This window comes from Pseudomonas sp. 15C (assembly GCF_055484735.1).
On record NZ_JBUDGD010000065.1, the window covers coordinates 1 to 26640 of the forward strand.

The window sequence follows — 26640 nt, forward strand, 5'->3', positions numbered from 1 at the left end:
TACGGTTTGCTTCGCTGCACCTCCTTCCGCTGTGTACGACTTCGTCGTACGGTCGCTGCGCTCCCACGCCCGGATCAATCCCTCCACTCAGCCTTCCGACGTCGCCGGTTAGGCAAGATCAAGATCAAGAGCACTCGAGCTAACGCTCATTGTTGAGTGGTTAGAAGCGGTGTTTGGCTTTTGATTTGTGGTGTGGCTGCCCCTCACCCCAGCCCTCTCCCGAGGGAGAGGGAGCCGATCTTTGGGCTTTTCAGAATTTGTGTTCGACTCGGTATTCAGGTCGGCGTTGCTCTTGCATCCCCCACGGTCAGTCCCCTCTCCCTCCGGGAGAGGGCTAGGGTGAGGGGCTTTTGATTTTCAGCTGACTTCAAGCACCACCCAGCTTCCTGATATCACCGCTGGACCAAGATCAAAACTGCATCGAAATCATTTGCTCCTACACTGTGCAATCTGTGCGATCTTCTCGCGATTGGCCTTTGTCGGAGTTGTTTGATGCTGTCTCTGCTGACCGAACATCCGCTGTTTAGCGCGTTTATCCTGATCCTGCTCGATCTTGGTCTGTGGCGGTTGATCAGTTCCCGTGGCAGTGAGTGGAAGCTGTTGGTGCGGGTGGTGATTTTTGCGTTGTTCAGTGTGTTGCTGTTCAACGAAGGGCTCAATCCGATGGAGCCGGCGCCGTGGGCGGAGAATGTGCCTTTGCATCTGGCGGCGACCGGGTTGCAGATCGGTTGGTGGCTGTTCGGTGCGCGGACGCTGACGGTGTTGATCGGTGCGGTGATGATGCAGCGGGTCGGGCATACCGGGCGGCTGTTGCAGGATCTGCTCGGGGCGGTGATTTTTCTGGTCGCGATCATTGCGGCACTGGCCTATGTGCTCGATCTGCCGATCAAAGGCGTGCTCGCGACCTCTGGCGCGTTGGCGATCATTGTCGGCCTGGCGTTGCAGAGCACGCTCAGCGACGTGTTCTCGGGGATCGTCCTCAATACCACCAAGCCTTATCAGTTGGATGACTGGATTTCCATTGACGGCACCGAGGGCCGGGTGACCGATATCGATTGGCGCGCCACGCGTCTGCAAACCAGCCAGGGCAGCATGGCGGTGATTCCCAACTCGTTGGCGGCCAAAGCCAAGATCATCAATTTCAGCCGGCCAAGCAATATGTTCGGCGTCGCGGTCAGCGTGCAGGTCAGCCCGCATGCGCGACCCAGTGCGGTGATCGAGGCGCTGGAGCGGGCGATGCAGGGTTGTCGGCAATTGCTCGACACGCCGGCACCGAGCGTGGCGCTGAAAAACTCAGCCAGCGCTGGCGCGGAGTATGAAATCAGCGGGTTTGTCGCGTCGATGGGCGAGAAGCGTGTGGTGCGCAATCAGCTGTTCGATCTGGCGTATCGGCATTTGCAGGCGTCCGGAGTCAATCTGCTGTCGAGCAATGAAACCAGCATCGCGCCGCACTTGTCGCGCCCACGGGCGTTGCTCGACAGTTCGCCGATCTTCTCGACCCTGCGCGAGGAAGAGAAGGACACCTTCAGCCAGAACATGAGCCTGCAAACCTTCCGCGCCGGCGAGATCATTCTGGCGGGCGGGGAGGTCAGCGATCATTTGTTCATCATCGAGTCCGGCGTGGTCTCGGTGACATTGAAGCGCCACGGCACGACGTTCGAATCCGGACGCATGGGCCCGGGCGAGGTGATCGGCGAAGCGGGAATCCTGTCTGACACCGCGCTGCCGGCGGACTTCTCGGCGAAGACGTTCTGCGCCTTGTACCGCATTGAAAAGTCCTATCTGAAACCTTGTCTGGATGCCCGTCACGACATCCACGACGCAATGCAGGCCTTGCTCGATTTCCGCCTGCACAAGGCGCAAGCGCTGACCGAGGAAGTCCCCGCGGTTGCGCCAAAACGCGGCTTTCTGCAATGGCTGCGCAATCGCGCCTGAGGTCACCGCTGTTATCGAATGCAACCTGCGCGGCGCTCCCGGGGTCACTATTGGCATACCCACTGGCCGGAGTTGCAGACGATGAAAAACCTGCGGATCGCCACCTTCAACGTCAACGGCATGCGTGCGCGGCTGCCGAATCTGCTGGAATGGCTCAAGCGCGAGCAACCGGACATCGTTTGCCTGCAAGAGCTCAAATCGGTGGACAGCGCCTTTCCCGCCGCCGAGCTGGAAGCGGCCGGTTACGGCGCGATCTGGCAGGGCCAGGCATCGTGGAACGGCGTGGCGATTCTGGCGCGCGATGCGCAACCGCTGGAGAGTCGGCGCGGGCTGCCGGGCGACCCCGATGACACCCACAGCCGCTACATCGAAGCGGCGGTGCACGGCGTGCTGGTCGGCTGCCTGTACCTGCCCAACGGCAACCCGCAACCGGGGCCAAAATTCGATTACAAACTGGCGTGGTTCGAACGGCTGATCACCTACGCCAAAGACCTGCAAAGCGGCGATCATCCGGTGGTGCTGGCCGGCGACTACAACGTCGTGCCCACCGACATGGACATCTACAACACCCGCTCATGGCTCAAGGATGCCTTGCTGCAACCCGAGAGTCGCGAGTGCTACCAACGGCTGCTCGATCAAGGCTGGACCGATTCGCTGCGTCATCTGTATCCCGAGGAACGCATTTATACGTTCTGGGACTACTTTCGCCAGCACTGGCAAACCAACTCCGGCCTGCGCATCGATCATCTGCTGCTCAACCCGGCACTGAGCCCGTATCTGCAGGACGCCGGGGTAGACGCCTGGGTGCGTAACGAGCCGCATGCCAGCGACCATGCGCCAACGTGGATTCGCATTGGCTCGCGCAAGAAGCGCTGATGGCAATTGGCGAAATCAATTGTCGAAAAGTGCGCGCGATCCGTATACATGGCGAGCAGCAACGCAGTGATCTGCGACCTCCCTGCATAAGGATCGAGCAATGAGCGCGCCACGCCTGAACCATCTGAAACTGTACCTGCAACGCCTGGGGTTCGATTCAGCGCCGCCCGCGACGCTGGAGACGCTGCGCCAATTACAGTTGCGTCATACCGGCGTGTTTCCCTTCGAGAATCTGGCGACTATCGCCGGCGCGCCAGTGCTGATCGATCTGCCGTCCATTGAACAGAAAATCCTGCTGGGTGGTCGCGGCGGTTATTGCTACGAACTCAATCACCTGTTCTTCGCGCTGTTGCTGGAGCTGGGCTTTGACGCACGGGCAATCAGCGGGCGCGTGGTGATGAATCAGCCCGAAGGCAGCTGGACGGCACGTACCCATCGTTTGAGCCTGGTGACAATCGACGGCGAGCGCTACATCACGGACGTCGGCTTCGGCGGCATGGTCCCCACCGCACCTTTACTGCTCGACACCGAAACCGAACAAGCGACCCCGCACGAACCCTATCGCCTCGAACACCAGGCCGGTGGCTACATGCTCCGTGCCAACGTCGCCGGCGAGTGGCGGCCCATGTACCTGTTCGACCTGCAACGTCAGGAGGACATCGATTACACCGTCGGCAACTGGTACGTCTCGACGCATCCGGAATCACCGTTCACTCAGCGGCTCATGGTTGCCCGTACTGGCGATGGCTGGCGCAAGACGCTGAACAACGGCAGCTTCGCTATCCATTACACGGGCGCGGAGAGTGAGCGGCGCGAGGTGACCGAGGTTGACGAGTTAATTGACGTGCTGCAACGCGAGTTTGGCCTTGATGTGAGTAATTTGCCGCGCATTCGCCAGGCACTGGCGCGGGTGATGATGCCTGTCGCAGCCTAAGGTTTGACGTCCGGTTCGAGCACGCGACGGATTTCGCCGATCGCGGCCGAAAGCTTCCTTTCCAGACTCTTCAAATCACTGGCCGTAATGCCTTTTTTGAATTGCCCGCTCAGGCCTGAATCATCCGGCTGTTGCTGGCGGGCGGTGTCGAGCAAGGCTTGGCGCAGCGTGTTGTTGATGACCGTCTGATAGCCGAACCCCTCATGTTCCGCAGCCGTACGCGCCGCTTCGATTACCACGTCATCCAGCATGATGGTGATGCGGGTCTTGCCTTTGTGGGGCGCCACTGCGCCGCGTTTGCCCGGGGAAAAGTCATATTCGTCTTGCATGGTCCAAGCCTCCTGAAAACAGGCACGTCGTTCGCTCGGTGTGGCGAGGCGTGCGGAAATGATTCAAACGACATTATGCATACTTTATATGTATAAAAAGGAGCGCGATCGCACCGCCGGTCGCCATGAACACTTCAGCCTAGTGGTGATGGGCACGGACGCTGTCAGGGATTTGTTGCCGGATTTGTGAGGGCAGAAGCCGCAGGCTAGAAGGTTGGGTGGCTAGCTAACCATTATGTGACTGATAAGTTGTATACAACTCTATGGACATTTGTCACAGGTATTGAATACAGTGTGCGCATAACAAAAACCAGGGAACCCCCCACCATGAAAACGCCCCATGTTTCACACCCACGGCCCGAGGACGAAAATCTCGGGGTCGGCGCGAATATGGCTTACGGCCTGCAACATGTGCTGACCATGTACGGCGGTATCGTTGCGGTGCCGCTGATCATCGGCCAGGCGGCCGGCCTGTCGCCGGCGGACATCGGTTTGTTGATTGCTGCTTCATTGTTTGCGGGGGGGCTGGCGACGCTGCTGCAAACCCTGGGTCTGCCGTTTTTTGGCTGTCAGTTGCCGCTGGTGCAGGGCGTGTCGTTTTCCGGCGTGGCGACCATGGTCGCGATCGTCAGCAGTGGCGGGGAGGGCGGCTTCCAGTCGGTGCTCGGCGCGGTGATTGCGGCGTCCTTGATAGGGCTGTTGATTACCCCGGTGTTCTCGCGCATTACCAAGTTCTTTCCACCGCTGGTCACGGGCATCGTGATCACCACGATCGGCCTGACGCTGATGCCAGTGGCGGCACGTTGGGCCATGGGCGGCAACAGTCATGCGCCGGACTTCGGCAGCATGCAGAACATCGGTCTGGCGGCGGTCACGCTGGTGCTGGTGTTGCTGTTGAGCAAGGTCGGCAGTGCGACCATTTCGCGCCTGTCGATCCTGTTGGCCATGGTGATCGGCACGGTGCTGGCGGTGTTCCTCGGCATGGCGGATTTCTCCAGCGTCACCACCGGACCGATGTTCGGCTTCCCGACTCCGTTTCACTTCGGCATGCCGACCTTCCACTTCGCCGCCATCCTGTCGATGTGCATCGTGGTCATGGTGACGCTGGTGGAAACCTCGGCGGACATTCTGGCGGTCGGTGAGATCATCGGCACCAAGGTCGATTCCAAGCGCCTGGGCAATGGCTTGCGCGCGGACATGCTGTCGAGCATGTTTGCACCGATCTTCGGTTCGTTCACCCAGAGCGCCTTTGCGCAGAACGTCGGTCTGGTGGCAGTGACCGGCATCAAGAGCCGTTATGTGGTGGCCACGGGCGGTCTGTTTCTGGTGATCCTCGGCCTGCTGCCGTTCATGGGCCGGGTCATTGCCGCGGTGCCGACTTCGGTGCTCGGCGGGGCCGGTATCGTGTTATTCGGTACGGTGGCCGCCAGTGGTATTCGCACCTTGTCCAAGGTGGACTACCGCAACAACGTCAACCTGATCATCGTCGCCACCTCGATCGGTTTCGGCATGATCCCGATTGCCGCGCCGAGTTTCTACGACCAGTTCCCGAGCTGGTTCGCGACGATTTTCCATTCGGGTATCAGTTCGTCGGCGATCATGGCGATCCTGCTCAACCTGGCGTTCAACCACTTCACCGCCGGTAACTCGGATCAGCAATCGGTGTTTGCCGCAGCGGAGGAGCGCACCTTGCGCTACCGCGATCTGGCCGCGCTGCGTGAAGGCGATTACTTCAGCGATGGCAAGCTGCATGACTGCGATGGCAAGGAAGTGCCGGTGATCGAGCCTGATGAACACGACCCTGGGCACGGTGCAGCGAAAGTGCAGATCAAGAGCAGCGAACACGTTTGACGGCGGCGACTGAATAGAAAAGGGCCGATCTGTCCTGGACAGATCGGCCCTTTTCATTGGGGCTTTTCGAGCGCCCACAAAAAAGCCCCTGAATCTTTCGATTCAGGGGCTTTGCTATTTGGCTCCACAACCTGGACTCGAACCAGGGACCCAATGATTAACAGTCATTTGCTCTACCAACTGAGCTATTGCGGAATTGGTGCGTATGTTACTGATTTAAAAAGACTAGTCAAGCGCCTGATGCAAAATTGCAGGAATCTTCGGGACAGACGGTGATTTGTCAGCGATTGGCGGTTACCAGAAAAGCCCCATAGGTCTACCATGACCGCCCGGAAGTGGTCACACGCGCTGCCGGCCATCAGCCGCAAAGGTACGCGCCATGCCTCTAATCACTCGCAACACCGAGGTGCTCGCATGAGCACTGCACAAATCAGCCTGCCAAAAGGGATCGGCCCGCACGCGGAAAAACTCTTCGATGCAATCGCCGGGGCCAGCACTGCCGAAGAACTGAACCGCGCTGGCGGCAAGGCCGAAGGGTTCGTCCTCGGGCTTGAAAGCAGCAAGACCATCAAGAGCCAAGTGGCCGAATCGCTGTATGTGATTTACGACGATGCCGCCGCTCAGCGCTCGGATGAACTGGCTTAACTGCCGAAAGTAATCGTGCCCAGCATCAGCTTGGCATAGGCCGCCGTTGCCGCCAGTTGCACCAGCCACAGGGCCAGGCCACCGAGGAATACCCCGGTGGCGACTTGCAGCACCAGGCTCTTTTCGCGTTTGGCCGAGGCGCGCGGGATGAAATCATCCAGATCGTCACGGTCGGCGCGCAGGTTGTCGTTTTTCATGGGGTTCTCACAAAATGCTCGAATGTACACAAAACCCTGTAGGAGTGAGCCTGCTTGCGATAGCGGTGTGTCAGTCATACCTATTCAGGCTGAAAAAACGCTATCGCGAGCAGGCTCACTCCTACAGTTGGAATTGTGTGCAGTCTAGAGGTTACGGGGCGTTGTCAGAGACAAATAAAAACGGGAAGCCTTGAAGGCTTCCCGTTTTTCATCAAGCTGCGTGATCAGATGACCTGAACAATCGCATCCGTCACAGCCTTGATGTTGCTCTGGTTCAACGCCGCCACGCAGATGCGACCGGTGTCCAGAGCGTAGATGCCGAACTCGTTGCGCAGGCGATGAACCTGTTCAGTGGTCAGGCCCGAGTAGGAGAACATGCCGCGCTGACGGCCGACGAAGCTGAAATCACGGCCCGGCGCTTTCTCTGCCAGCAGATCGACCATTTGCGTGCGCATGCCGCGAATACGCAGACGCATTTCCGCCAGTTCGGCTTCCCACTGCGCGCGCAGTTCAGGGCTGTTCAGCACGGCGGCGACGATGCTTGCACCGTGGGTCGGCGGGTTGGAGTAGTTGGTGCGGATCACGCGTTTGACTTGCGACAGCACGCGCGCGCTTTCTTCCTTCGATTCGCTGATGATCGACAGCGCGCCAACGCGCTCGCCGTACAGCGAGAACGACTTGGAGAACGAGCTGGAAACGAAGAAGGTCAGGCCGGACTCGGCGAACAGGCGCACCGCAGCGGCGTCTTCGTCGATGCCGTCGCCAAAGCCCTGGTAGGCCATGTCGAGGAACGGCACGTGGCCTTTGGCTTTGACCGCTTGCAGTACGTTGCTCCAGTCCGCCGGGCTCAGGTCGACGCCGGTCGGGTTGTGGCAGCAAGCGTGCAGGACAACGATCGAACCGTTCGGCAGCGCGTTGAGGTCTTCGAGCATGCCGGCACGGTTCACGTCGTGCGTGGCGGCGTCGTAGTAGCGGTAGTTCTGCACCGGGAAACCGGCGGTTTCGAACAGCGCGCGGTGGTTTTCCCAGCTTGGATCGCTGATTGCCACAACGGCGTTCGGCAGCAATTGCTTGAGGAAGTCAGCGCCGATTTTCAGTGCGCCGGTACCGCCGACGGCCTGAGTGGTGATGACGCGGCCAGCACTGATCAGCGGCGAGTCGTTACCGAACAGCAGCTTTTGCACGGCCTGGTCGTAGGCGGCGATGCCATCGATCGGCAGGTAACCGCGCGAAGCGTGTTGCGCGACGCGAATCGACTCGGCTTCGATCACCGCGCGCAGCAGTGGAATTCGCCCCTCTTCGTTGCAGTAGACACCCACGCCCAGGTTGACCTTGGTGGTCCGGGTATCGGCGTTGAATGCTTCGTTGAGGCCCAGGATTGGATCGCGGGGTGCCATTTCGACAGCGGAGAACAGGCTCATTATTGCGGCGGCTCTGAATGGGATATGGAGGGACGTGTCGCGCTCCAGCCGGATGCACTAGAGCGGTGCACAAACGGGGAGCTAGTATAGAGGCCATCAGCGCGCAATGGCGACAGGCGAATCGGTTTTTCCGGTAAGTTTTTCCGATTATTTCTTGACCGTTAGTCGATTGTCTTTGTCAGACTCTTTACCCGGATGTAGGACGTTTGCCTTGAAAGGTCAGGCAATCGCCACCACATTACGGACAATCCAGGTTTTTCTTGCGCGACATCGGTCGTTTGCGGTCGTCCCCGTGGTAATCCGTCTGACTCGGAACGCCGCGATTCCAGAGGTGTGTATGTCGGAATTCCAGCTAGTCACCCGCTTCGAGCCTGCCGGCGATCAGCCGGAAGCGATCCGCCAGATGGTCGAAGGCATCGAGGCCGGGCTGGCGCACCAGACGCTGCTCGGTGTGACCGGCTCGGGCAAGACCTTCAGCATCGCCAACGTCATCGCCCAGGTGCAGCGCCCGACGCTGGTACTGGCGCCGAACAAGACCCTGGCCGCGCAGTTGTATGGCGAGTTCAAGGCGTTCTTCCCGAACAACGCCGTCGAGTATTTCGTTTCTTATTACGACTATTACCAGCCGGAAGCCTACGTGCCGTCGTCCGACACCTTCATCGAGAAGGACGCGTCGATCAACGACCACATCGAGCAGATGCGTCTGTCCGCGACCAAAGCGTTGCTGGAGCGCAAGGATGCGATCATTGTCACCACGGTGTCGTGCATCTACGGTCTGGGCAGTCCGGAAACCTATTTGAAGATGGTGCTGCACGTCGATCGCGGCGACAAACTCGATCAGCGCGCGCTGCTACGGCGTCTGGCCGATCTGCAATACACCCGCAACGACATGGATTTTGCCCGAGCGACGTTCCGTGTGCGTGGCGATGTGATCGATATTTTCCCGGCGGAATCCGATCTGGAGGCGATCCGTATCGAGTTGTTCGATGACGAGGTCGAGAGCATTTCCGCGTTCGACCCGCTGACCGGCGAAGTCATTCGCAAGATGCCGCGTTTCACTTTTTATCCGAAGAGTCACTACGTGACGCCGCGCGAGACCTTGCTCGACGCCATCGAAGGCATCAAAGTCGAATTGCAGGAACGTCTGGAGTACCTGCGCAGCAACAACAAACTGGTTGAAGCCCAGCGTCTGGAGCAACGCACTCGCTTCGATCTGGAGATGATTCTCGAACTGGGTTACTGCAACGGCATCGAAAACTACTCGCGCTACCTGTCCGGGCGTCCGGCCGGTGCCGCGCCGCCAACGCTTTACGATTACCTGCCGGCCGATGCCTTGCTGGTCATCGACGAGTCCCACGTCAGCGTGCCGCAGGTCGGCGCGATGTATAAGGGCGACCGCTCGCGTAAAGAAACCCTGGTCGAATACGGCTTCCGTCTGCCTTCGGCGCTGGATAACCGGCCGATGCGTTTCGACGAGTGGGAAGGGGTCAGCCCGCAGACCATTTTCGTCTCGGCGACGCCGGGCAATTACGAGGCCGAACACGCCGGTCGCGTGGTCGAGCAAGTGGTGCGCCCGACCGGTCTGGTGGACCCGCAGGTCGAGGTGCGCCCGGCGCTGACCCAGGTCGATGACCTGCTCTCGGAAATCACCAAGCGCGTAGCGGTGGAAGAGCGCGTACTGGTTACGACGCTGACCAAGCGCATGGCCGAAGACCTCACCGATTACCTCGCCGACCACGGCGTGCGCGTGCGTTATCTGCACTCCGACATCGACACCGTCGAGCGCGTGGAGATCATCCGCGACTTGCGCCTTGGCGTGTTTGACGTGCTGGTCGGCATCAACCTGCTGCGCGAAGGCCTGGACATGCCGGAAGTGTCGCTGGTGGCGATTCTTGATGCCGACAAGGAAGGTTTCCTGCGTTCCGAGCGTTCGCTGATCCAGACCATCGGCCGCGCGGCACGTAACCTCAATGGCCGGGCCATTCTGTATGCCGATCGCATGACCGGTTCGATGGAACGGGCGATTGGCGAAACCGAACGCCGCCGCGAGAAGCAGATCGCTTTCAATCTCGAGAACGGCATCACTCCGAAGGGCGTGATCAAGGACGTCGCCGACATCATGGAAGGTGCCACTGTGCCGGGCTCGCGCAGCAAGAAGCGCAAAGGCATGGCCAAGGCTGCCGAAGAAAACGCCAAGTACGAAGCCGAACTGCGCTCGCCAAGCGAAATCACCAAACGCATCCGTGCGCTGGAAGAGAAGATGTACCAGCTGGCGCGGGATCTGGAGTTTGAAGCGGCGGCGCAGATGCGTGACGAGATTGCCAAATTGCGTGAGCGCCTTTTGACCGTCTGATCTGTAGGGGCTGCGCTGGCCTCATCGCTAGCAGGCTAGCTCACACACAGGAATCGTGCCCGCCACAAAACTCTGTGAGAGCTAGCCCTGCTAGCGATTGGGGTAACTCGGTTTCAGTGAGCCCCCCATGTCTGGCTTTAATACCCTGCCCGCTGGAGCCGGGCGGGTCTCGCCTGTTACCATTCGCCGCTTGATTGTTCTGCTTTTCATTTTTTTCGAGACATGCCATGACCACCGTCCGCACTCGCATCGCGCCATCGCCTACCGGGGACCCCCACGTAGGTACCGCTTACATCGCATTGTTCAACTACTGCTTTGCCAAGCAGCATGGCGGTGAGTTCATCCTGCGCATCGAAGACACCGACCAGTTGCGTTCGACCCGCGAGTCCGAACAGCAGATCTTCGACGCCCTGCGCTGGTTGGGCATCGACTGGAGCGAAGGCCCGGACGTCGGCGGCCCGCACGGCCCGTACCGGCAGAGCGAGCGCGGCGACATCTATCAGAAGTACTGCCAGCAACTGGTCGACATGGGCCATGCCTTCCCGTGCTTCTGCACCGCTGAAGAACTCGACCAGATGCGCGCCGAACAAATGGCTCGCGGCGAAACCCCGCGCTATGACGGCCGCGCGCTGCTGCTGTCGAAGGAAGAAGTCGCCGCGCGCCTCGCGGCCGGCGAACCTCACGTGATCCGCATGAAAGTGCCGAGCGAAGGCGTTTGCGTGGTGCCGGACATGCTGCGTGGCGACGTCGAGATCCCGTGGGATCGCATGGACATGCAAGTGCTGATGAAGACCGACGGTCTGCCGACGTACTTCCTCGCCAACGTGGTCGACGATCACCTGATGGGCATCACCCACGTGCTGCGCGGTGAAGAATGGTTGCCGTCGGCGCCGAAACTGATCCTGCTTTACGAGTACTTCGGCTGGGAACAGCCAGAGCTGTGCTACATGCCGCTGCTGCGTAACCCGGACAAGAGCAAGCTGTCCAAGCGCAAGAACCCGACTTCGGTGACGTTCTACGAGCGCATGGGCTTCATGCCCGAGGCGATGCTCAACTACCTGGGTCGCATGGGCTGGTCGATGCCGGACGAGCGCGAAAAGTTCTCGCTGCAGGAAATGGTCGATAACTTCGACCTCAAGCGCGTGTCCCTCGGCGGGCCGATTTTCGACATCGAGAAACTGTCATGGCTCAACGGCCAGTGGCTGCGTGATCTGCCGGTGGAAGAATTTGCCGCGCGCGTGCAGAAGTGGGCGTTCAACTCGGAATACATGATGAAGATCGCGCCGCACGTTCAGGGCCGCGTCGAAACCTTCAGCCAAGTGGCACCATTGGCCGGGTTCTTCTTTGCCGGTGGGGTCAATCCGGACGCCAGACTGTTCGAGTCGAAAAAGCTCTCCGGCGATCAGGTGCGCCAGTTGATGCAACTGATCCTGTGGAAACTGGAAAGCCTGCGTCAGTGGGAAAAGGACAGCATCACCGCGACAATTCAGGCAGTGGTCGAGTCGCTGGAGTTGAAACTGCGCGATGCGATGCCGCTGATGTTCGCGGCGATCACCGGCCAGGCCAGTTCGGTGTCGGTGCTCGATGCGATGGAAATTCTCGGGCCGGACCTGACCCGTTTCCGTCTGCGTCAGGCGATCGACCTGCTGGGCGGCGTGTCGAAGAAAGAAAACAAGGAGTGGGAAAAGCTGCTGGGCGCCATTGCTTGAGCAGGTCTGACCCAGTGTGACGGCAGCCGAAGGCCACGATCTTTTGATCCGGCCTTTGGCGCTTCTCCCTGATTTACGGGGGGAGGGTGGTAAGTGATTGTTATCCCGACGAAAAATTTTGAAATTTTTCAAAAATAAGTTTGACAGGGTTTCGATGCGCCATTAAGATTCGCCCCGTCCTCAGCGATGACATCAACGATGAGGGGCTATAGCTCAGCTGGGAGAGCGCTTGCATGGCATGCAAGAGGTCGACGGTTCGATCCCGTCTAGCTCCACCAATTTACACTTCAAGGCCTGGCCACACCGACCTTGAAGCGATCAACACTCAGCGTTGATCAGTTGTACAGAAGGGTTTGCGTCCCCTTCGTCTAGTGGCCTAGGACACCGCCCTTTCACGGCGGTAACAGGGGTTCGAGTCCCCTAGGGGACGCCAGTTTTACAGAAGCGATGTTGCAAAATGTCGCTCCGCCGCGAGGCGAAAAATCCGGGGCTATAGCTCAGCTGGGAGAGCGCCTGCATGGCATGCAGGAGGTCAGCGGTTCGATCCCGCTTAGCTCCACCAATTTTACAGTTCAAGGTCTGGCCACACCGGCCTTGAATCGATCAGCACTCAGCACTGATCAGTTGTATAGAAGGGTTTGTGTCCCCTTCGTCTAGTGGCCTAGGACACCGCCCTTTCACGGCGGTAACAGGGGTTCGAGTCCCCTAGGGGACGCCACGATTACCCGCTCTGCGGGATTTTATAAGGGTCATTCAATTATTGAATGGCCCTTTTGTTTGTCTGGCGTTTGGCCAACTCTCCTTTTTCCTTACACTGTGCTTCAGACCAGCGGTCATATCCTTGACTTGCGGAATATTATTATGCGAATAATATTCTAGTCGTAATATTCGGAGGCAACGATGAACGATAAAAAAGCTCAAACCCGCGAACGCATCCTCAAGGCTGCCAGCGCCGCACTGATTCAGCGTGGCCCGGCAGATCCCAGTGTGGGCGAAGTGATGGGCGCGGCCGGCCTGACCGTCGGCGGCTTCTACGCGCACTTCGAAAGCAAGGACGCAATGATGCTCGAAGCGTTCAAGCAATTGCTGGGTCGGCGTCGCGACCTGATTGCCGACATGGATGCCGAGTTGACTGGCGAAGAGCGTCGCGCTTTGGTTGCCGCGTTTTATCTGTCGCGCAAACACCGTGACTCCAGCGAGGCGGCGTGCCCGATTCCCGCTTCGATCGGTGAGCTGGGTCGTTTGCCGGAGTCGTTCCGTCTGGCGCTGAACGAGCATTTGGAGTTGATGGTCGCGCAACTGGCGGCCAGCCCCGAAGACACCGACAAGGCCTTGGCTGACGTGGCGTTGATGGTGGGCGGCCTGGCGCTGGCACGCGCGCTCGGCCCTGGAGAGTTATCCGATCGATTGCTGCGCGCCGCCAAGTCGGCGGTGCGTTGACCTGAAGGCATCCGGCCTTAGGAGAGAGCGATGAACGCGTTGAAGTGGGTTCGTGGCGTTAACGGCACCTTGGGCTGGATTGCACCGAAACGGGTGGCGAGCAAGATGCGTCTGGTGTTCATGACGCCGCGCACGCTGCCTCTGCGAGATTGGGAACTGCCGATGCTGGCCAGTGCCGAGCGCATCACCCTGCGCTTTGGCCTCTCCGCGTTGCGCTGGGGCCAGGGCCCGGCCGTGCTGCTGATGCATGGTTGGGAAGGGCGGCCAACCCAGTTCGCCGCGTTGATCACGGCGCTGGTCGATGCCGGTTATACCGTTGTCGCACTGGATGGCCCAGCCCATGGTCGTTCGCCGGGGCGCGAGGCCAATGTGGTGCTGTTTGCCCGAGCCATGCTTGAGGCAGCGGCTGAGCTGCCGCCGCTGCAAGCCGTCATCGGCCATTCGATGGGCGGCGCCAGCGCGATGCTCGCTGTGCAAATGGGCTTGCGCACCGAAACCCTCGTCAGCATCGCCGCGCCGGCACGTATTCTCGGTGTGCTGCGTGGTTTCGCGCGCATGGTCGGCATGCCGCCGCGAGCGCGCTCGGCGTTCATTCGTCAAGTCGAACAGGACGTCGGCATGCGCGCCGCGACACTTGATGTGGCGCGCTATCAACTGGATATGCCGGGCTTGATCGTGCATGCCGAGGACGACAATTTTGTTTCGGTAAAAGAGTCGCAGTTGATCCACGAGGCCTGGTTCGACAGCCGCTTGCTGCGCCTCGAAAGCGGCGGGCATCAGCGCGTGCTGGCCGACCCTCGGGTGATTGATGGCGTGTTATCACTGCTGGCCGGTCGCAGCCTTCAGGCGCGCCAATCGGCGTAGGCATCCGTTACACTGCCCCGGTTCAATACATCGACCGGGAGTGGGGCATGGGCTGGGATCGGGCAACGCCGTTTACCATTGATCTGCAAGTAGGCGCCGAGGACATCGACGGGCTGGGTCACGCCAACAACGCGGTTTACGTGACCTGGCTCGAGCGCTGCGCCTGGCGCCACTCGCAGCGCCTGGGTCTGGACCTGGTCGAGTACCGGCGACTGGATCGTGCGATGGCTGTGGTTCGCCATGAGATCGATTATCTCGCCGCTGCCTACGAAGGCGACGAACTGCAATTGGCGACCTGGATCGTCGATTGGGACCAGCGCCTGAAAATGACCCGGCATTTCCAGCTCAAGCGCCCGAGCGACAACGCCACGCTGTTGCGTGCGCAGACCACGTTTGTCTGCATTGAGCTTTCCACCGGCAAGCCCAAACGCATGCCGGCGGAATTCATCGAAGGCTATGGCCCGGCGATCCAGCTCCCGGCACCTGTTCAGATCTAAACTGTGGAGTGAGCCTGCTCGCGATAGCGGTGTGTCAGTTACACATACGTTACAGACACACCGCTATCGCGAGCAGGCTCACTCCTACCAGGGATTGTGTTGTTCTGCGGTTTTGGGCGTAATCCAGTAAACTGCCGCACGTTTTTCCTTCGAGTAGTGTTTTCCCATGCAAATTGCTCTGGCGCCCATGGAGGGGTTGGTCGACGACATCCTGCGTGACGTGCTGACCCGCGTTGGCGGCATCGACTGGTGCGTGACCGAATTCATTCGAGTCAACGATCAGTTGCTCACCCCGGCCTATTTCCACAAGTTCGGCCCTGAGCTGCTCAATGGCGCACGCACCGCAGCCGGTGTGCCGTTGCGCGTGCAATTGCTCGGTTCCGATCCGGTGTGCCTGGCGGAAAACGCAGCGCTGGCCTGCGAACTCGGCTCCGAAGTGATCGACCTCAACTTTGGTTGCCCGGCCAAGACCGTCAACAAGTCCCGGGGTGGCGCGGTACTGCTCAAGGAGCCGGAACTGCTCAACCAGATCGTCGAGCACGTCCGCCGCGCCGTGCCTGCGCACATTCCGGTCACTGCGAAGATGCGCCTGGGCTTCGACAGCCCCGACGGCTCGCTGGTCTGCGCCACGGCGCTGGCCGAGGGCGGCGCCGAGCACATCGTGGTTCACGCGCGGACCAAAATGGACGGCTACAAACCGCCGGCGCACTGGGAGTGGATTCCGCGGGTGCAGGAAGTGGTCAAGGTGCCGGTATTCGCCAACGGTGATATCTGGAGCGTCGAAGACTGGCGGCGTTGCCGCGAGATCAGCGGCGTCGAAGACATCATGCTCGGTCGTGGACTGGTGTCGCGTCCGGATCTGGCCCGGCAGATCGCTGCGGCCCGCGCCGGCGAAGAGGTGGTCGAGATGACCTGGGCGGAGCTGATGCCGTTGATTCAGGATTTCTGGTTGCAAGCCAAAGCGCAGATGACCGCGCGCCAATCGCCGGGTCGCTTGAAGCAATGGCTGGCGATGCTGACGCGTAATTACCCGCAAGCCACCGAGCTGTTCACGGTTTTGCGCCGCGAAACCGAGCCTGATCAAGTCTCGCGTCTGCTCGGTTTGCCGCTCGTCGAGGCCGCCTGAAAAATTTGAAAATAATCTCTTGAAAACCAGACAGCGGTCCCTATCTAAGGGTTACGCGATGCCGAATTCGGGTCGCGGAGACACAAAAACTTGCTGATTGTTTTCAGGAGATTTGAACCATGAGTACTGCATTTTCTCTCGCACCACTGTTCCGTTCCTCGGTAGGTTTCGACCGTTTCAACGACCTGTTCGAAACCGCCCTGCGCAACGAGCCAGGCAGCAGCTACCCCCCTTACAACGTCGAAAAACACGGTGATGACCAATACCGTATCGTCGTTGCCGCCGCCGGTTTCCGGGAAGAAGACCTGGAACTGCAGGTCGAGAAGGGTGTGCTGACCATCAGTGGTGGCAAGCGTGACGCCAATGAAGGTGTGACCTTCCTGCATCAGGGCATCGCCCAGCGTGCGTTCAAGCTGTCGTTCCGTCTGGCCGATCACATCGAGATCAAGGCCGCGGACCTGAGCAACGGCCTGTTGAGCATCGACCTGCTGCGCGTGGTCCCTGAAGAGGCGAAAGCCAAGCGCATTCCAATCAATGGTGCGCAGCAGCCGGCGCTGCAATAACGCCGAGTAACGAAAAGGGCGCCCATGGCGCCCTTTTTTGTGCGCGTCATTCCAGCAGCACCTTCAAATCGCTCAGTGCCACCGGTCGGCTGTGCAGATACCCCTGATACAAATGGCAGCCCAGCCCCTGCAAAAACGCCAACTGCTCCGGCGTTTCCACGCCTTCGGCAATCACCTCCAGCTCCAGACTGCGTGCCATCGCGACAATCGCGCGGATGATCTCGGCATCGTTCGGGTCGGTGGTCGCGTCGCGGATGAATGACTGATCGATTTTCAGCGTGTCCACTGGCAAGCGTTTCAGGTAAGTGAGCGATGAATAACCGGTGCCGAAATCGTCCATGGCAAAACTGACGCCGAGCTTTTTCAAACGGCGCATCTTGCCGATGGTGTCTTCCAGATTCTGGATGACGATGCCTTCGGTGATTTCCAGCTTCAGCAGCGAGCAGGGCAAGCCGTGGCTGGTCATGCTGTGTTCGATGCGCTCGACGAAATCGTTCTGACGGAACTGCCGTGGGCTGATGTTCACGCACAGGCTGAAAGCGAGCGGGTCGACGAGGTGCAGCGCGATCAGTTGCTTGAAGGCATTGCAGGCTTCGTCGAGGATCCAGGTGCCGACTTCGAGAATCAGCCCGCTGTCCTCCAGAACCTTGATGAACTCGGCAGGCGATTGCGCACCTAGTTGCGGATGGTTCCAGCGCACCAGGGCTTCGGCGCCGATGATGCGGTTGTCGCGCGCATCGACCTGCGGCTGAAAGTGCACATTGAATTCGCCGCGTGACAGCGCCAGACGCAGATCGGTCTCCATGCGCAGCCGTTCGCTCGCGGCTTTCTGCATGGTGTTGTGATACATCTGCGTGGTGTTGCGCCCCGAATCCTTGGCCCGATACAGGGCGATGTCGGCGCGTTTGAGCAGGTCGGTCGGCGTCGAGCCGTGATCGGGAATCAGCGCCACGCCGATGCTTGGCGTCACTTGCAGGCGCTGGCCGTCGAGAAACATCGGCTCGGACAGCAGTTCGCGAATGGTGTCGGCCAGCGCGCGCACCTGCTCGCTGACTTCACTGCGCGAGCCTTCGAGGCCGCTCAGCAATACTACGAACTCATCGCCACCGAGGCGCGCCACGGTGTCTTCCATGCGTACGCTGGCTTCGAGCCGCGCGGTGATGATTTTCAGCACGGTGTCGCCGACCGGATGCCCCAGCGAATCGTTGATGTGCTTGAAGTGATCGAGATCGAGGAACAACAAAGCGCCGCGCAGATTGTGACGTTTGAGCAGGGCTATCTGCTGGCTCAGGCGATCCATCAGCAGGGCGCGATTGGGCAGGTTGGTCAGCGGATCGTGATAGGCCAGATGGCGGATCTGCGCTTCGGCGTTTTTCAGCAGGCTGACGTCTCGCGCGGTCAGTAGCAGGCACGCGGTTTCGTTGAGCGTGATGGGCTCGACCGAGACCTCCACCGTCAGTATCTCCCCGCGCTTGTTGCGCCCGAGCATTTCCTGATGGTGCACGCGGCCCTTGATCTGCAACTCGGCGAGCAGCGCTGAGCGCTGCTTTTCCTCGGCCCAGATGCCGACCTGATACACGGTTTTGCCCACCACTTCCTCGGCGCGATAGCCCGTCAAGCGGCAGAAGCCGTCGTTGACCTCCAGATAACGTCCGGTGTCGCGCTCGGTGATGGTGATGGCGTCGGGGCTGGAGTGAAACGCCTTGGCAAACTTCTCTTCGCTGGCCTTCAGCGCCGCTTCCGAGCGTTGTTGCTGGGTGATGTCGCGCAGGGTGGTGACGATGCACGGCTGATCGCCAACGCTGATCTGCCGACTGGAAATCACACAGGTCAGCGACTGGCCGTCCTTGTGCTGGACGATGATCGCGACGTTGCTCAAGCCCTGCTCGCGAATGACCCGCTCAATGCGTTGCAGGCTTTTTGCCGAGGCGTCCCACAGGCCGATTTCTTCGGCGGTGTGGCCAATCACGTCAGCCGTGCTCCAGCCGAATGTCTGGGTGAAGCTGGAGTTGATCTCGATGAACTCACCGGTTTCCTGACGGGTGACGCAGATCGGGTCGGGGCTGACCTGGAACAGCGTGGCGAACTTCTCTTCCGAGGCCACCAGGCGCTGTTCGCGTTCAACCTGATCGGTGATGTCCAGCAGCGTCCCGGCCATGCGCAGCGGCGCGCCGTTGTCATCGCGATACAGGCGCGCGCGGCTCTCCAGATAGCGCGAGCTGCCGTCCGGCAATTGCACGCGATAGGTCAGTTGATAGTTGCCCGCCGGGCCTTCGCGCAGACTGCGGTAGGCATCGCGCATGCTGTCGCGTTCTTCGCCGGGCACACCCTCGAAAAACGCCTCGAATGATTCATGAAACGGTATCGGGTCGAGTCCGTGCAATTGCGCGGCGCGCGCCGAGCCGTAGAGCATGCCGCTGGGGATGTGCCAGTCCCAGGTGCCGAGCTGCGCCGAATCCAGCGCCAGGTCGAGGCGTTCCTGGCTGTCTTTCAAGGCCAGTTCGGCGGCTTTGCGTTCGGTGGTGTCGAGAAAGGTGCTGAGCAGGTACGGCTGACCTTCGAGTTCGACTTTCTGCGCACTGAGAATGCCGTCATGCACCTGGCCGTTGCTGGCGCGAAACTGCACTTCCATGCTGACCAGGTCGCCCTTGGCCTTGGTTTTTTTCACCAGTTCGGCGCGTTGTTCGGGATGCACCCACAGGCCAAGTTCGAGGGTGGTGCGCCCAATGGCATTCTGTACCGGCCAGCCGAACAGGCTTTCAAAATACTGATTGGCCTCGCTGATCAAACCGTCTTCCTGGCGGGTCAGCAGCACCATGTTGGGGCACAGGTGGAAAAGTGTGGCGAAACGTTTCTCCGAGCTGCTCAGCGCCTGTTCACGTTGGCGCTGGTGGGTGATTTCACGAATCACCCCGATCATTCGGGGGCGGCCATTTTTGTCCGGCAGCAGGCTGCCATTGATCTCCAGCCAGTGCAGGCTGCCGTCGGGCCAGCGGATGCGGTGGTGCATCGCCTGTTCCAGCGGCGCGCCGGCGATCACTGCATGGAAGGCGCGAACGGTTTTTGCCCGGTCTTCCGGTGGCAGCAAATCAAGATATTCCAGATCTTCGGGCAGCGGCTGCCGTGGATCAAAGCCGAACAACGCCTGGGTGCCGCGCGACCAACTGATCTGCCCGCGCTCGATGTCCCAGTACCAGGCGCCGAGCCGGGCGCCGTTGAGCGCCGCCAGCAATTGCGGCGCGCTTTCCCAGCTCTGCTCGGAATGACGCGGGTCAATCGCCTGGATACGCGGCATCGGCGGAATTCGGTCAACAGATTTCGGCATTGTGGACAGGCCTTGAGCGGATGGTGGCGTTAGGCACAGCAATCGCGGCTCTACAGGAGTAGCACAAGTCGGCCTCAAGTCCCTGGCAGATCGATTTGTGCATCCAGCAAGGCCATGAAGGCTCTTGCCGCGTTCGAGAGCGTCCGTTCGGTGTGCAGGATATAGCCTAGCTGGCGACTGAGCTGTATGCCCGGCAATGCGATGCTTGCCACTTGCTCATCAAGCATGGTGCGCGGCAACACGCTCCAGGCGAGGCCGATCGAGACCATCATCTTGATGGTTTCCAGATAGTTGGTGCTCATGGCGATGTTCGGCGTCAGGCCTTGGGCCTCGAATAAACGCTGGACGATGTGGTGGGTAAAGGTGTTGCCGCCAGGGAATACCGCCGGATGGCCGGCGATGTCGATCAGGCTGACGGCGCCGTTATTGATCAGCGAATGCTCTGGGGCGACCACGAAATCCAGCGGGTCGTCCCACACCGGTGTGGCCTTGACCAGCGCGTGAGGCTCCGGCGCCAAGGTGATCACTGCCAGTTCAGCGCGGCCGTGAAGAATTTCTTCGTAGGCCACTTCCGAATCGAGGAACTGAATATCCAGCGCGACCTGTGGGTAGCGGCGGGTGAATTCCCTTAATAAGGGTGGTAATCGATGCAGACCGATGTGATGACTGGTGGCCAGCGTCAGACGACCGCTGACTTCGCCGGTCAGGTTGGTCAGGGCGCGGCGGGTGTCATCCAGCACGTTTAAAATCTGGTAAGCCCGCGGCAGCAGGGCGCGGCCGGCCTCGGTCAGGCCGACTTCACGGCCCAAACGGTCGAACAGGCGCACCTTCAGTTGTTGCTCCAGCCCGGCGATGCGCTTGCTGATCGCGGGTTGGGTCAGGTGCAGGCGTTCGCCAGCGCCGGAGAAGCTGCCGGTCTCGGCGATGGCGATAAAAGCATTAAGGTTGGCCAGATCCATTCAGTATTCCAGTCGGTTATCCAAAGCATAAAAAATATGAATTTGAGTTATTTAATCTAACCCCATAGGATCGGCCTCACAAGCCAAAGGGTTATTGATAAGCCCAGGGCATAGAAACAAGCTGATGAGGAACCGTCTGATGGCCGGCAAAACGCTGTACGACAAGCTCTGGGATTCGCATTTGGTCAAGCAGCGCGACGATGGCTCTGCGCTGATCTACATCGACCGTCACATCATTCACGAAGTGACCTCGCCGCAAGCCTTCGAAGGCCTGCGTCTGGCCGGGCGCAAGCCGTGGCGCATCGATGCCAACATCGCGACCCCGGACCACAACGTACCGACCACCCCGGAACGCAAGGGCGGCATCGCAGCCATTGCCGACCAGGTCTCGCGTTTGCAGGTGCAGACCCTCGATGACAACTGTGATGAATACGGCATCGTCGAGTTCAAGATGAATGACGTGCGCCAAGGCATCGTCCACGTCATCAGCCCGGAGCAGGGCGCGACCTTGCCGGGCATGACCGTCGTCTGCGGCGACTCGCACACCTCGACCCACGGTGCCTTCGGCGCGTTGGCTCACGGCATCGGCACTTCAGAGGTCGAGCACGTGCTGGCCACTCAGTGCTTGGTTGCCAAGAAAATGAAAAACATGCTGGTGCGCGTCGAAGGGCAATTGCCGTTCGGCGTCACCGCCAAGGACATCGTCCTCGCGGTGATCGGCAAGATCGGCACCGCCGGCGGTAATGGCCATGCCATCGAATTCGCCGGCAGCGCGATTCGCGATCTGTCCGTTGAAGGCCGCATGACCATTTGCAACATGTCCATTGAAGCCGGCGCCCGCGTGGGGCTGGTGGCGGCGGACCAGAAAACCATCGATTACGTGAAGGGCCGCCCGTTTGCTCCGAAAGGCGCACAGTGGGACATGGCCGTCGAAGCCTGGAAAGACCTGGTTTCCGACGCCGACGCGCAGTTCGATACCGTGGTTGAACTCGACGCCGCGCAGATCAAGCCGCAAGTCAGCTGGGGCACTTCGCCGGAAATGGTTTTGGCCGTTGATCAGAATGTGCCGGACCCGGCCAAGGAGATGGATCTGGTCAAGCGCGACTCGATCGTCCGCGCTCTGAAATACATGGGCTTGACCGCCAATCAGGCGATTACCGACATTCAGCTCGACCGCGTATTCATCGGTTCCTGCACCAACTCGCGGATCGAAGACTTGCGCGCTGCAGCGGTGATCGCCAAGGGCCGCAAGGTGGCATCGACCATCAAGCAGGCGATCGTCGTGCCGGGCTCGGGTCTGGTCAAGGCGCAGGCCGAAGCCGAAGGTCTGGACAAGATTTTCCTCGAAGCCGGTTTCGAATGGCGTGAGCCGGGTTGCTCCATGTGCCTGGCAATGAACCCGGACCGTTTGGAGTCCGGCGAGCATTGCGCCTCGACGTCCAACCGCAACTTCGAAGGCCGTCAGGGCGCCGGTGGCCGTACCCACCTGGTCAGCCCGGCCATGGCCGCGGCCGCAGCGGTGAACGGTCGTTTCATCGATGTTCGTGAATTGATCTAAAAGGAGCGCAGCATGAAAGCTTTTACCCAGCACACTGGTCTTGTCGCGCCTCTGGATCGTGCCAACGTCGATACCGATCAGATCATTCCCAAGCAGTTCCTGAAGTCGATCAAGCGCACCGGTTTCGGTCCGAACCTGTTCGACGAGTGGCGTTACCTCGACGTTGGCCAGCCGTATCAGGACAACTCCAAGCGCCCGCTGAACCAGGATTTCGTGCTCAACGCCGAGCGTTATCAGGGCGCCAGCGTGTTGCTCGCCCGCGAGAACTTCGGTTGCGGCTCCAGCCGTGAGCACGCGCCATGGGCGCTGGAAGAATACGGTTTCCGCAGCATCATTGCGCCGAGCTACGCCGATATCTTCTTCAACAACAGCTTCAAGAACGGCTTGCTGCCGATCATCCTCAGCGATGCTGAAGTCGATGAATTGTTTAAGCAGGTTGAGGCCGAGCCGGGTTATCAATTGCAGGTCGACCTGCAAGCGCAAACCGTGACCCGCCCTGATGGCAAGGTGTACCGCTTTGAGATCGATGCGTTTCGCAAGCATTGCCTGTTGAACGGTCTGGACGACATCGGCCTGACCCTGCAGGACGGCGATGCGATTGCCACGTTCGAAGCGAAGCACCGGGTGAGTCAGCCGTGGTTGTTTCGCGACGCCTGATTGATTCGAGGCTGATGTAGTCAGGGAGGGCCCCATCGCTGGCAAGCCAGCTCCCACAGGTTTTGTGAACACCGCAAATCACTGTGGGAGCTGGCTTGCCAGCGATGAGGCCGGAACAGGCACCACAAAATCAAAGGGGAGTCCCATGAACACCACCGCGCAACACACCCAGGTCGTCCAGAAGCAATTCGGCGAACAGGCCGCCGCTTACCTGAGCAGCGCCGTTCATGCACAGGGCAGCGAATTCGCTCTGCTGCAAGCCGAGCTGGCCGGGCAGGGCGGGGCGCGGGTGCTCGATCTGGGGTGCGGTGCCGGTCATGTGAGTTTTCATGTCGCACCGCTGGTCAGCGAAGTGGTGGCCTATGACCTGTCGCAGCAGATGCTCGACGTGGTCACCGCCGCGGCGGCCGAGCGCGGCATGGGCAATATTTCCACGGTCAACGGCGCCGCCGAGCGTCTGCCGTTCGCCGATGGCGAGTTCGATTTTGTATTCAGCCGTTATTCGGCGCATCACTGGAGCGATCTCGGTGTGGCCCTGCGCGAGGTGCGACGGGTGCTGAAGCCGGGCGGCGTTGCAGCCTTCGTGGACGTGTTGTCACCGGGCAGTCCGCTGTTCGACACTTACCTGCAAAGCGTCGAAGTGCTGCGTGACACCAGTCATGTGCGCGATTATTCCGCCGCCGAATGGCTGCGCCAGGTCAGTGAGGCCGGGTTGCATGTGCGCAGCACCACCCGTCAGCGTCTGCGGCTGGAGTACACCAGCTGGGTTGAGCGCATGCGCACACCCGAGGTGATGCGTGCGGCGATTGTTCAGTTGCAGCAATCGATGGGCAACGAAGTGCGCGAATATTTCGAAATTGAGGCCGATGGCTCCTTCAGTACCGATGTGATCGTATTGATGGCCGAGCGATAAGCATTTTTCCGGGCGCGCCGGTGAAGGCGCACCGATTGAAGACACGAGGAAAGCATGAGCAAGCAGATTCTGATTCTCCCAGGTGACGGTATTGGTCCGGAAATCATGGCCGAAGCGGTCAAGGTGCTGGAACTGGCCAACGACAAGTACAGCCTGGGCTTCGAGCTGAGCCATGACGTGATCGGTGGTGCGGCCATCGACAAGCACGGCGTGCCATTGGCCGACGAAACCCTCGACCGCGCCCGCGCTGCCGATGCCGTGCTGCTCGGCGCCGTCGGTGGCCCGAAATGGGACACCATCGAGCGCGATATTCGTCCTGAGCGCGGTCTGCTGAAAATCCGAGCGCAACTGGGCCTGTTCGGCAACCTGCGTCCGGCCATCCTGTACCCGCAACTGGCTGACGCTTCGAGCCTGAAGCCGGAGATCGTTGCCGGTCTGGACATCCTGATCGTTCGTGAACTGACTGGCGGCATCTACTTCGGCGCGCCGCGCGGCACCCGTACGCTGGACAACGGCGAGCGTCAGTCCTACGACACCCTGCCGTACAGCGAAAGCGAAATCCGCCGCATCGCCCGCGTCGGTTTCGACATGGCCATGGTCCGTGGCAAGAAGCTGTGCTCGGTGGACAAGGCCAACGTGCTGGCGTCCAGCCAACTGTGGCGCGAAGTGGTCGAGCAAGTGGCCAAAGACTATCCAGAAGTCGAGCTGAGCCACATGTACGTCGACAACGCCGCGATGCAACTGGTGCGCGCACCGAAGCAGTTTGACGTGATCGTCACCGACAATATGTTCGGCGACATTCTCTCCGACGAAGCGTCGATGCTCACCGGCTCCATCGGCATGCTGCCGTCGGCCTCGCTGGACTCCAACAACAAGGGCATGTACGAGCCTTGCCACGGTTCCGCACCGGACATCGCTGGCCAAGGCATTGCCAACCCGTTGGCCACCATCCTCTCGGTGTCGATGATGCTGCGTTACAGCTTCAATCTGCACGATGCCGCCGATGCCATCGAGAAAGCCGTCAGCGTCGTGCTCGATCAGGGCTTGCGCACCGGCGATATCCATTCGGCCGGTTGTACCAAAGTCGGCACGCAGCAAATGGGCGACGCAGTAGTCGCCGCGCTGCGGAATCTGTAATCTCTCGGGCCCGCTGCGAAATTCAATACAAAGCAGCGGCCCACTTTTCAAGAAGGTGTAGTTGCGATGAAACGTGTAGGTCTGATCGGTTGGCGCGGGATGGTCGGTTCCGTGCTCATGCAGCGGATGCTGGAAGAGCAGGATTTCGATCTAATCGAGCCGGTGTTTTTCACCACTTCCAATGTCGGTGGCCAAGGCCCGTCCGTGGGCAAGGACATTGCTCCGCTCAAGGACGCTTACAGCATTGACGAGCTGAAGACCCTCGACGTGATTCTGACCTGCCAGGGCGGCGACTACACCAGCGAAGTATTCCCCAAGCTGCGCGAAGCAGGGTGGCAGGGTTACTGGATCGACGCAGCCTCAAGCCTGCGCATGAACGATGACGCGGTGATCATTCTCGATCCGGTCAACCGCAAGGTCATCGATCAGCAACTGGATGCCGGCACCAGGAACTACATCGGCGGCAACTGCACCGTCAGCCTGATGCTGATGGGCCTGGGCGGCCTGTTCGAAGCGGGTCTGGTGGAGTGGATGAGCGCCATGACCTATCAGGCGGCCTCCGGCGCCGGCGCGCAGAACATGCGTGAACTGATCAAGCAGATGGGCGCGACCCATGCTGCAGTCGCCGATCAACTGGCCGATCCGGCCAGCGCGATCCTCGACATCGACCGTCGCGTGGCTGATGCCATGCGCAGCGAAGCGTATCCGACCGAGAACTTCGGCGTTCCGCTGGCCGGCAGCCTGATCCCGTGGATCGACAAGGAACTGCCGAACGGCCAGAGCCGCGAAGAGTGGAAGGCCCAGGCCGAGACCAACAAGATTCTCGGTCGCTTCAAGAGCCCGATCCCGGTCGACGGTATCTGCGTGCGCATCGGCGCCATGCGTTGCCACAGTCAGGCGCTGACCATCAAGCTCAACAAGGACGTGCCGATCGCTGATATCGAAGGGCTGATCAGCCAGCACAACCCTTGGGTCAAGCTGGTGCCGAACAACCGTGAGATCAGCATGCAGGAGCTGAGCCCGACCAAGGTCACTGGCACTCTGAATGTTCCGGTTGGGCGTCTGCGCAAGCTGAACATGGGGTCGCAGTTTGTCGGTGCGTTTACCGTGGGCGATCAGTTGCTGTGGGGTGCGGCGGAACCGCTGCGTCGCATGCTGCGGATTTTGCTCGAGCGGTGATTGGTTGATGTGATGAAGAAGCCCGCGCCTTTTTTGAGGTGCGGGTTTTTTTTGTCGGGTGGTTGGAGGAGTACATATCCGTTGCTGCGGTAACGGCTTCTTATGGTTTCGCCCTTACGGCGACTCACTTTTTTTCAAACGCCAAAAAAAGTAAGCAAAAAACGCTTGCTCC

The 26640-nt window shown here is 60.1% G+C and carries 22 protein-coding genes and 5 tRNA genes; 21 read left to right on the forward strand and 6 right to left on the reverse strand.

All coding sequences use genetic code 11. The features are described 5' to 3' along the window. Window positions 1-492 precede the first annotated feature (492 nt). The 3 genes from ACYYKW_RS23180 to ACYYKW_RS23190 all read left to right on the forward strand — a co-directional run bounded on the left by ACYYKW_RS23180 (window position 493) and on the right by ACYYKW_RS23190 (window position 3745). Entirely contained in the window at window positions 493-1935 is a 1443-nt protein-coding gene (locus ACYYKW_RS23180; RefSeq protein WP_464991268.1) for a mechanosensitive ion channel domain-containing protein, read from the forward strand. An 81-nt stretch (window positions 1936-2016) separates the two neighbouring features. Continuing rightward, the gene (xth, locus tag ACYYKW_RS23185) at window positions 2017-2811 is read left to right on the forward strand and encodes an exodeoxyribonuclease III (protein WP_336354404.1); all 795 of its coding nucleotides are present in this window, start codon (window positions 2017-2019) and stop codon (window positions 2809-2811) included. A 100-nt stretch (window positions 2812-2911) separates the two neighbouring features. Continuing rightward, window positions 2912-3745, forward strand: a complete 834-nt coding sequence (locus ACYYKW_RS23190; protein ID WP_464991269.1) for an arylamine N-acetyltransferase family protein — start codon at window positions 2912-2914, stop codon at window positions 3743-3745. On the opposite strand, the gene ACYYKW_RS23195 is transcribed toward ACYYKW_RS23190, so the two are convergent. After that, window positions 3742-4134 (reverse strand): BrnA antitoxin family protein, encoded by a 393-nt coding sequence (locus ACYYKW_RS23195; RefSeq protein WP_464991275.1) that lies wholly within the window; start codon window positions 4132-4134, stop codon window positions 3742-3744. The two genes, ACYYKW_RS23190 and ACYYKW_RS23195, sit on opposite strands and share 4 nt — an antisense overlap. Before the next feature lie 267 nt (window positions 4135-4401). Between ACYYKW_RS23195 and ACYYKW_RS23200 the strand changes: the two genes are divergently transcribed. Continuing rightward, complete coding sequence (locus ACYYKW_RS23200; protein ID WP_090282630.1) at window positions 4402-5925, forward strand: nucleobase:cation symporter-2 family protein; 1524 nt, start codon at window positions 4402-4404, stop codon at window positions 5923-5925. Window positions 5926-6044: 119 nt separating this feature from the next. Here the strand turns inward: ACYYKW_RS23200 and ACYYKW_RS23205 are convergent. Next, window positions 6045-6120, reverse strand: a tRNA-Asn gene (locus tag ACYYKW_RS23205). Between the two features lie 219 nt (window positions 6121-6339). On the opposite strand from ACYYKW_RS23205, the gene ACYYKW_RS23210 reads away from it, so the two are divergent. Next, window positions 6340-6570, forward strand: a complete 231-nt coding sequence (locus tag ACYYKW_RS23210) for a hypothetical protein (RefSeq protein WP_090282631.1) — start codon at window positions 6340-6342, stop codon at window positions 6568-6570. On the opposite strand, the gene ACYYKW_RS23215 is transcribed toward ACYYKW_RS23210, so the two are convergent. Together ACYYKW_RS23215 and ACYYKW_RS23220 are read right to left on the reverse strand one after the other, a co-directional pair. After that, window positions 6567-6767, reverse strand: a complete 201-nt coding sequence (locus ACYYKW_RS23215; protein ID WP_090282632.1) for a hypothetical protein — start codon at window positions 6765-6767, stop codon at window positions 6567-6569. The genes ACYYKW_RS23210 and ACYYKW_RS23215 overlap by 4 nt on opposite strands. Before the next feature lie 224 nt (window positions 6768-6991). Further along, window positions 6992-8188, reverse strand: coding sequence for an amino acid aminotransferase (locus ACYYKW_RS23220; protein ID WP_464991270.1), 1197 nt, complete (start codon window positions 8186-8188; stop codon window positions 6992-6994). Between the two features lie 337 nt (window positions 8189-8525). Between ACYYKW_RS23220 and uvrB the strand changes: the two genes are divergently transcribed. The 11 genes from uvrB to ACYYKW_RS23275 all read left to right on the forward strand — a co-directional run bounded on the left by uvrB (window position 8526) and on the right by ACYYKW_RS23275 (window position 16740). After that, the gene (uvrB, locus tag ACYYKW_RS23225; RefSeq protein WP_464991271.1) at window positions 8526-10541 is read left to right on the forward strand and encodes an excinuclease ABC subunit UvrB; all 2016 of its coding nucleotides are present in this window, start codon (window positions 8526-8528) and stop codon (window positions 10539-10541) included. A 227-nt stretch (window positions 10542-10768) separates the two neighbouring features. Continuing rightward, the gene (gltX, locus tag ACYYKW_RS23230; RefSeq protein WP_090282635.1) at window positions 10769-12250 is read left to right on the forward strand and encodes a glutamate--tRNA ligase; all 1482 of its coding nucleotides are present in this window, start codon (window positions 10769-10771) and stop codon (window positions 12248-12250) included. A 202-nt stretch (window positions 12251-12452) separates the two neighbouring features. Continuing rightward, window positions 12453-12528: transfer RNA gene (locus tag ACYYKW_RS23235), tRNA-Ala, on the forward strand. Window positions 12529-12607: 79 nt separating this feature from the next. Further along, window positions 12608-12683, forward strand: a tRNA-Glu gene (locus ACYYKW_RS23240). A 53-nt stretch (window positions 12684-12736) separates the two neighbouring features. After that, a tRNA-Ala gene (locus tag ACYYKW_RS23245) sits at window positions 12737-12812 on the forward strand. 80 nt (window positions 12813-12892) lie between these two features. Further along, window positions 12893-12968: transfer RNA gene (locus ACYYKW_RS23250), tRNA-Glu, on the forward strand. A gap of 182 nt (window positions 12969-13150) precedes the next feature. Beyond that, window positions 13151-13690, forward strand: coding sequence for a TetR/AcrR family transcriptional regulator (locus ACYYKW_RS23255; RefSeq protein ID WP_090282636.1), 540 nt, complete (start codon window positions 13151-13153; stop codon window positions 13688-13690). A gap of 30 nt (window positions 13691-13720) precedes the next feature. After that, window positions 13721-14554 (forward strand): alpha/beta fold hydrolase, encoded by an 834-nt coding sequence (locus tag ACYYKW_RS23260; protein ID WP_464991272.1) that lies wholly within the window; start codon window positions 13721-13723, stop codon window positions 14552-14554. 47 nt (window positions 14555-14601) lie between these two features. After that, entirely contained in the window at window positions 14602-15051 is a 450-nt protein-coding gene (locus ACYYKW_RS23265) for an acyl-CoA thioesterase (protein ID WP_336354408.1), read from the forward strand. Between the two features lie 166 nt (window positions 15052-15217). Beyond that, window positions 15218-16177, forward strand: a complete 960-nt coding sequence (locus ACYYKW_RS23270) for a tRNA dihydrouridine synthase (RefSeq protein ID WP_464991273.1) — start codon at window positions 15218-15220, stop codon at window positions 16175-16177. Window positions 16178-16296: 119 nt separating this feature from the next. Beyond that, window positions 16297-16740: an Hsp20 family protein gene (locus tag ACYYKW_RS23275; protein WP_090282640.1), complete on the forward strand. Its 444-nt coding sequence runs from the start codon at window positions 16297-16299 to the stop codon at window positions 16738-16740. Between the two features lie 46 nt (window positions 16741-16786). Here ACYYKW_RS23275 and ACYYKW_RS23280 read toward each other — a convergent pair whose 3' ends face one another. Further along, the gene (locus tag ACYYKW_RS23280; RefSeq protein ID WP_464991274.1) at window positions 16787-20065 is read right to left on the reverse strand and encodes a PAS domain S-box protein; all 3279 of its coding nucleotides are present in this window, start codon (window positions 20063-20065) and stop codon (window positions 16787-16789) included. A gap of 74 nt (window positions 20066-20139) precedes the next feature. Then, window positions 20140-21024 carry a LysR family transcriptional regulator gene (locus ACYYKW_RS23285; RefSeq protein WP_090282642.1) on the reverse strand — a complete coding sequence of 295 codons (885 nt, stop codon included), beginning with the start codon at window positions 21022-21024 and terminating at the stop codon, window positions 20140-20142. A gap of 139 nt (window positions 21025-21163) precedes the next feature. Here ACYYKW_RS23285 and leuC point away from each other — a divergent pair, with 139 nt between their 5' ends. From leuC to asd, 5 genes are all read left to right on the forward strand, one after another. Further along, a complete protein-coding gene (gene leuC / locus ACYYKW_RS23290) occupies window positions 21164-22582 on the forward strand; it encodes a 3-isopropylmalate dehydratase large subunit (protein WP_206415782.1) in 1419 nt (472 codons plus the stop codon). 12 nt (window positions 22583-22594) lie between these two features. Continuing rightward, entirely contained in the window at window positions 22595-23239 is a 645-nt protein-coding gene (gene leuD / locus ACYYKW_RS23295; RefSeq protein ID WP_093102846.1) for a 3-isopropylmalate dehydratase small subunit, read from the forward strand. 145 nt (window positions 23240-23384) lie between these two features. Continuing rightward, window positions 23385-24152 carry a class I SAM-dependent methyltransferase gene (locus tag ACYYKW_RS23300; RefSeq protein WP_336354411.1) on the forward strand — a complete coding sequence of 256 codons (768 nt, stop codon included), beginning with the start codon at window positions 23385-23387 and terminating at the stop codon, window positions 24150-24152. Between the two features lie 54 nt (window positions 24153-24206). Further along, window positions 24207-25289, forward strand: a complete 1083-nt coding sequence (gene leuB, locus ACYYKW_RS23305) for a 3-isopropylmalate dehydrogenase (protein WP_090282646.1) — start codon at window positions 24207-24209, stop codon at window positions 25287-25289. A 66-nt stretch (window positions 25290-25355) separates the two neighbouring features. Then, window positions 25356-26468, forward strand: coding sequence for an aspartate-semialdehyde dehydrogenase (gene asd, locus ACYYKW_RS23310; protein ID WP_090282647.1), 1113 nt, complete (start codon window positions 25356-25358; stop codon window positions 26466-26468). Window positions 26469-26640: the final 172 nt, after the last annotated feature.

Excerpts from the sequence above, each read along its gene's own strand:
- ACYYKW_RS23180 (WP_464991268.1), top strand. The coding sequence starts at position 493 with ATGCTGTCTCTGCTGACCGAACATCCGCTGTTTAGCGCGTTTATCCTG.
- xth (WP_336354404.1), top strand. The coding sequence starts at position 2,017 with ATGAAAAACCTGCGGATCGCCACCTTCAACGTCAACGGCATGCGTGCG.
- ACYYKW_RS23190 (WP_464991269.1), top strand. The coding sequence starts at position 2,912 with ATGAGCGCGCCACGCCTGAACCATCTGAAACTGTACCTGCAACGCCTG.
- ACYYKW_RS23200 (WP_090282630.1), top strand. The coding sequence starts at position 4,402 with ATGAAAACGCCCCATGTTTCACACCCACGGCCCGAGGACGAAAATCTC.
- ACYYKW_RS23210 (WP_090282631.1), top strand. The coding sequence starts at position 6,340 with ATGAGCACTGCACAAATCAGCCTGCCAAAAGGGATCGGCCCGCACGCG.
- ACYYKW_RS23215 (WP_090282632.1), bottom strand. The coding sequence starts at position 6,767 with ATGAAAAACGACAACCTGCGCGCCGACCGTGACGATCTGGATGATTTC.
- ACYYKW_RS23220 (WP_464991270.1), bottom strand. The coding sequence starts at position 8,188 with ATGAGCCTGTTCTCCGCTGTCGAAATGGCACCCCGCGATCCAATCCTG.
- uvrB (WP_464991271.1), top strand. The coding sequence starts at position 8,526 with ATGTCGGAATTCCAGCTAGTCACCCGCTTCGAGCCTGCCGGCGATCAG.
- gltX (WP_090282635.1), top strand. The coding sequence starts at position 10,769 with ATGACCACCGTCCGCACTCGCATCGCGCCATCGCCTACCGGGGACCCC.
- ACYYKW_RS23255 (WP_090282636.1), top strand. The coding sequence starts at position 13,151 with ATGAACGATAAAAAAGCTCAAACCCGCGAACGCATCCTCAAGGCTGCC.
- ACYYKW_RS23260 (WP_464991272.1), top strand. The coding sequence starts at position 13,721 with ATGAACGCGTTGAAGTGGGTTCGTGGCGTTAACGGCACCTTGGGCTGG.
- ACYYKW_RS23265 (WP_336354408.1), top strand. The coding sequence starts at position 14,602 with ATGGGCTGGGATCGGGCAACGCCGTTTACCATTGATCTGCAAGTAGGC.
- ACYYKW_RS23270 (WP_464991273.1), top strand. The coding sequence starts at position 15,218 with ATGCAAATTGCTCTGGCGCCCATGGAGGGGTTGGTCGACGACATCCTG.
- ACYYKW_RS23275 (WP_090282640.1), top strand. The coding sequence starts at position 16,297 with ATGAGTACTGCATTTTCTCTCGCACCACTGTTCCGTTCCTCGGTAGGT.
- ACYYKW_RS23280 (WP_464991274.1), bottom strand. The coding sequence starts at position 20,065 with ATGCCGAAATCTGTTGACCGAATTCCGCCGATGCCGCGTATCCAGGCG.
- ACYYKW_RS23285 (WP_090282642.1), bottom strand. The coding sequence starts at position 21,024 with ATGGATCTGGCCAACCTTAATGCTTTTATCGCCATCGCCGAGACCGGC.
- leuC (WP_206415782.1), top strand. The coding sequence starts at position 21,164 with ATGGCCGGCAAAACGCTGTACGACAAGCTCTGGGATTCGCATTTGGTC.
- leuD (WP_093102846.1), top strand. The coding sequence starts at position 22,595 with ATGAAAGCTTTTACCCAGCACACTGGTCTTGTCGCGCCTCTGGATCGT.
- ACYYKW_RS23300 (WP_336354411.1), top strand. The coding sequence starts at position 23,385 with ATGAACACCACCGCGCAACACACCCAGGTCGTCCAGAAGCAATTCGGC.
- leuB (WP_090282646.1), top strand. The coding sequence starts at position 24,207 with ATGAGCAAGCAGATTCTGATTCTCCCAGGTGACGGTATTGGTCCGGAA.
- asd (WP_090282647.1), top strand. The coding sequence starts at position 25,356 with ATGAAACGTGTAGGTCTGATCGGTTGGCGCGGGATGGTCGGTTCCGTG.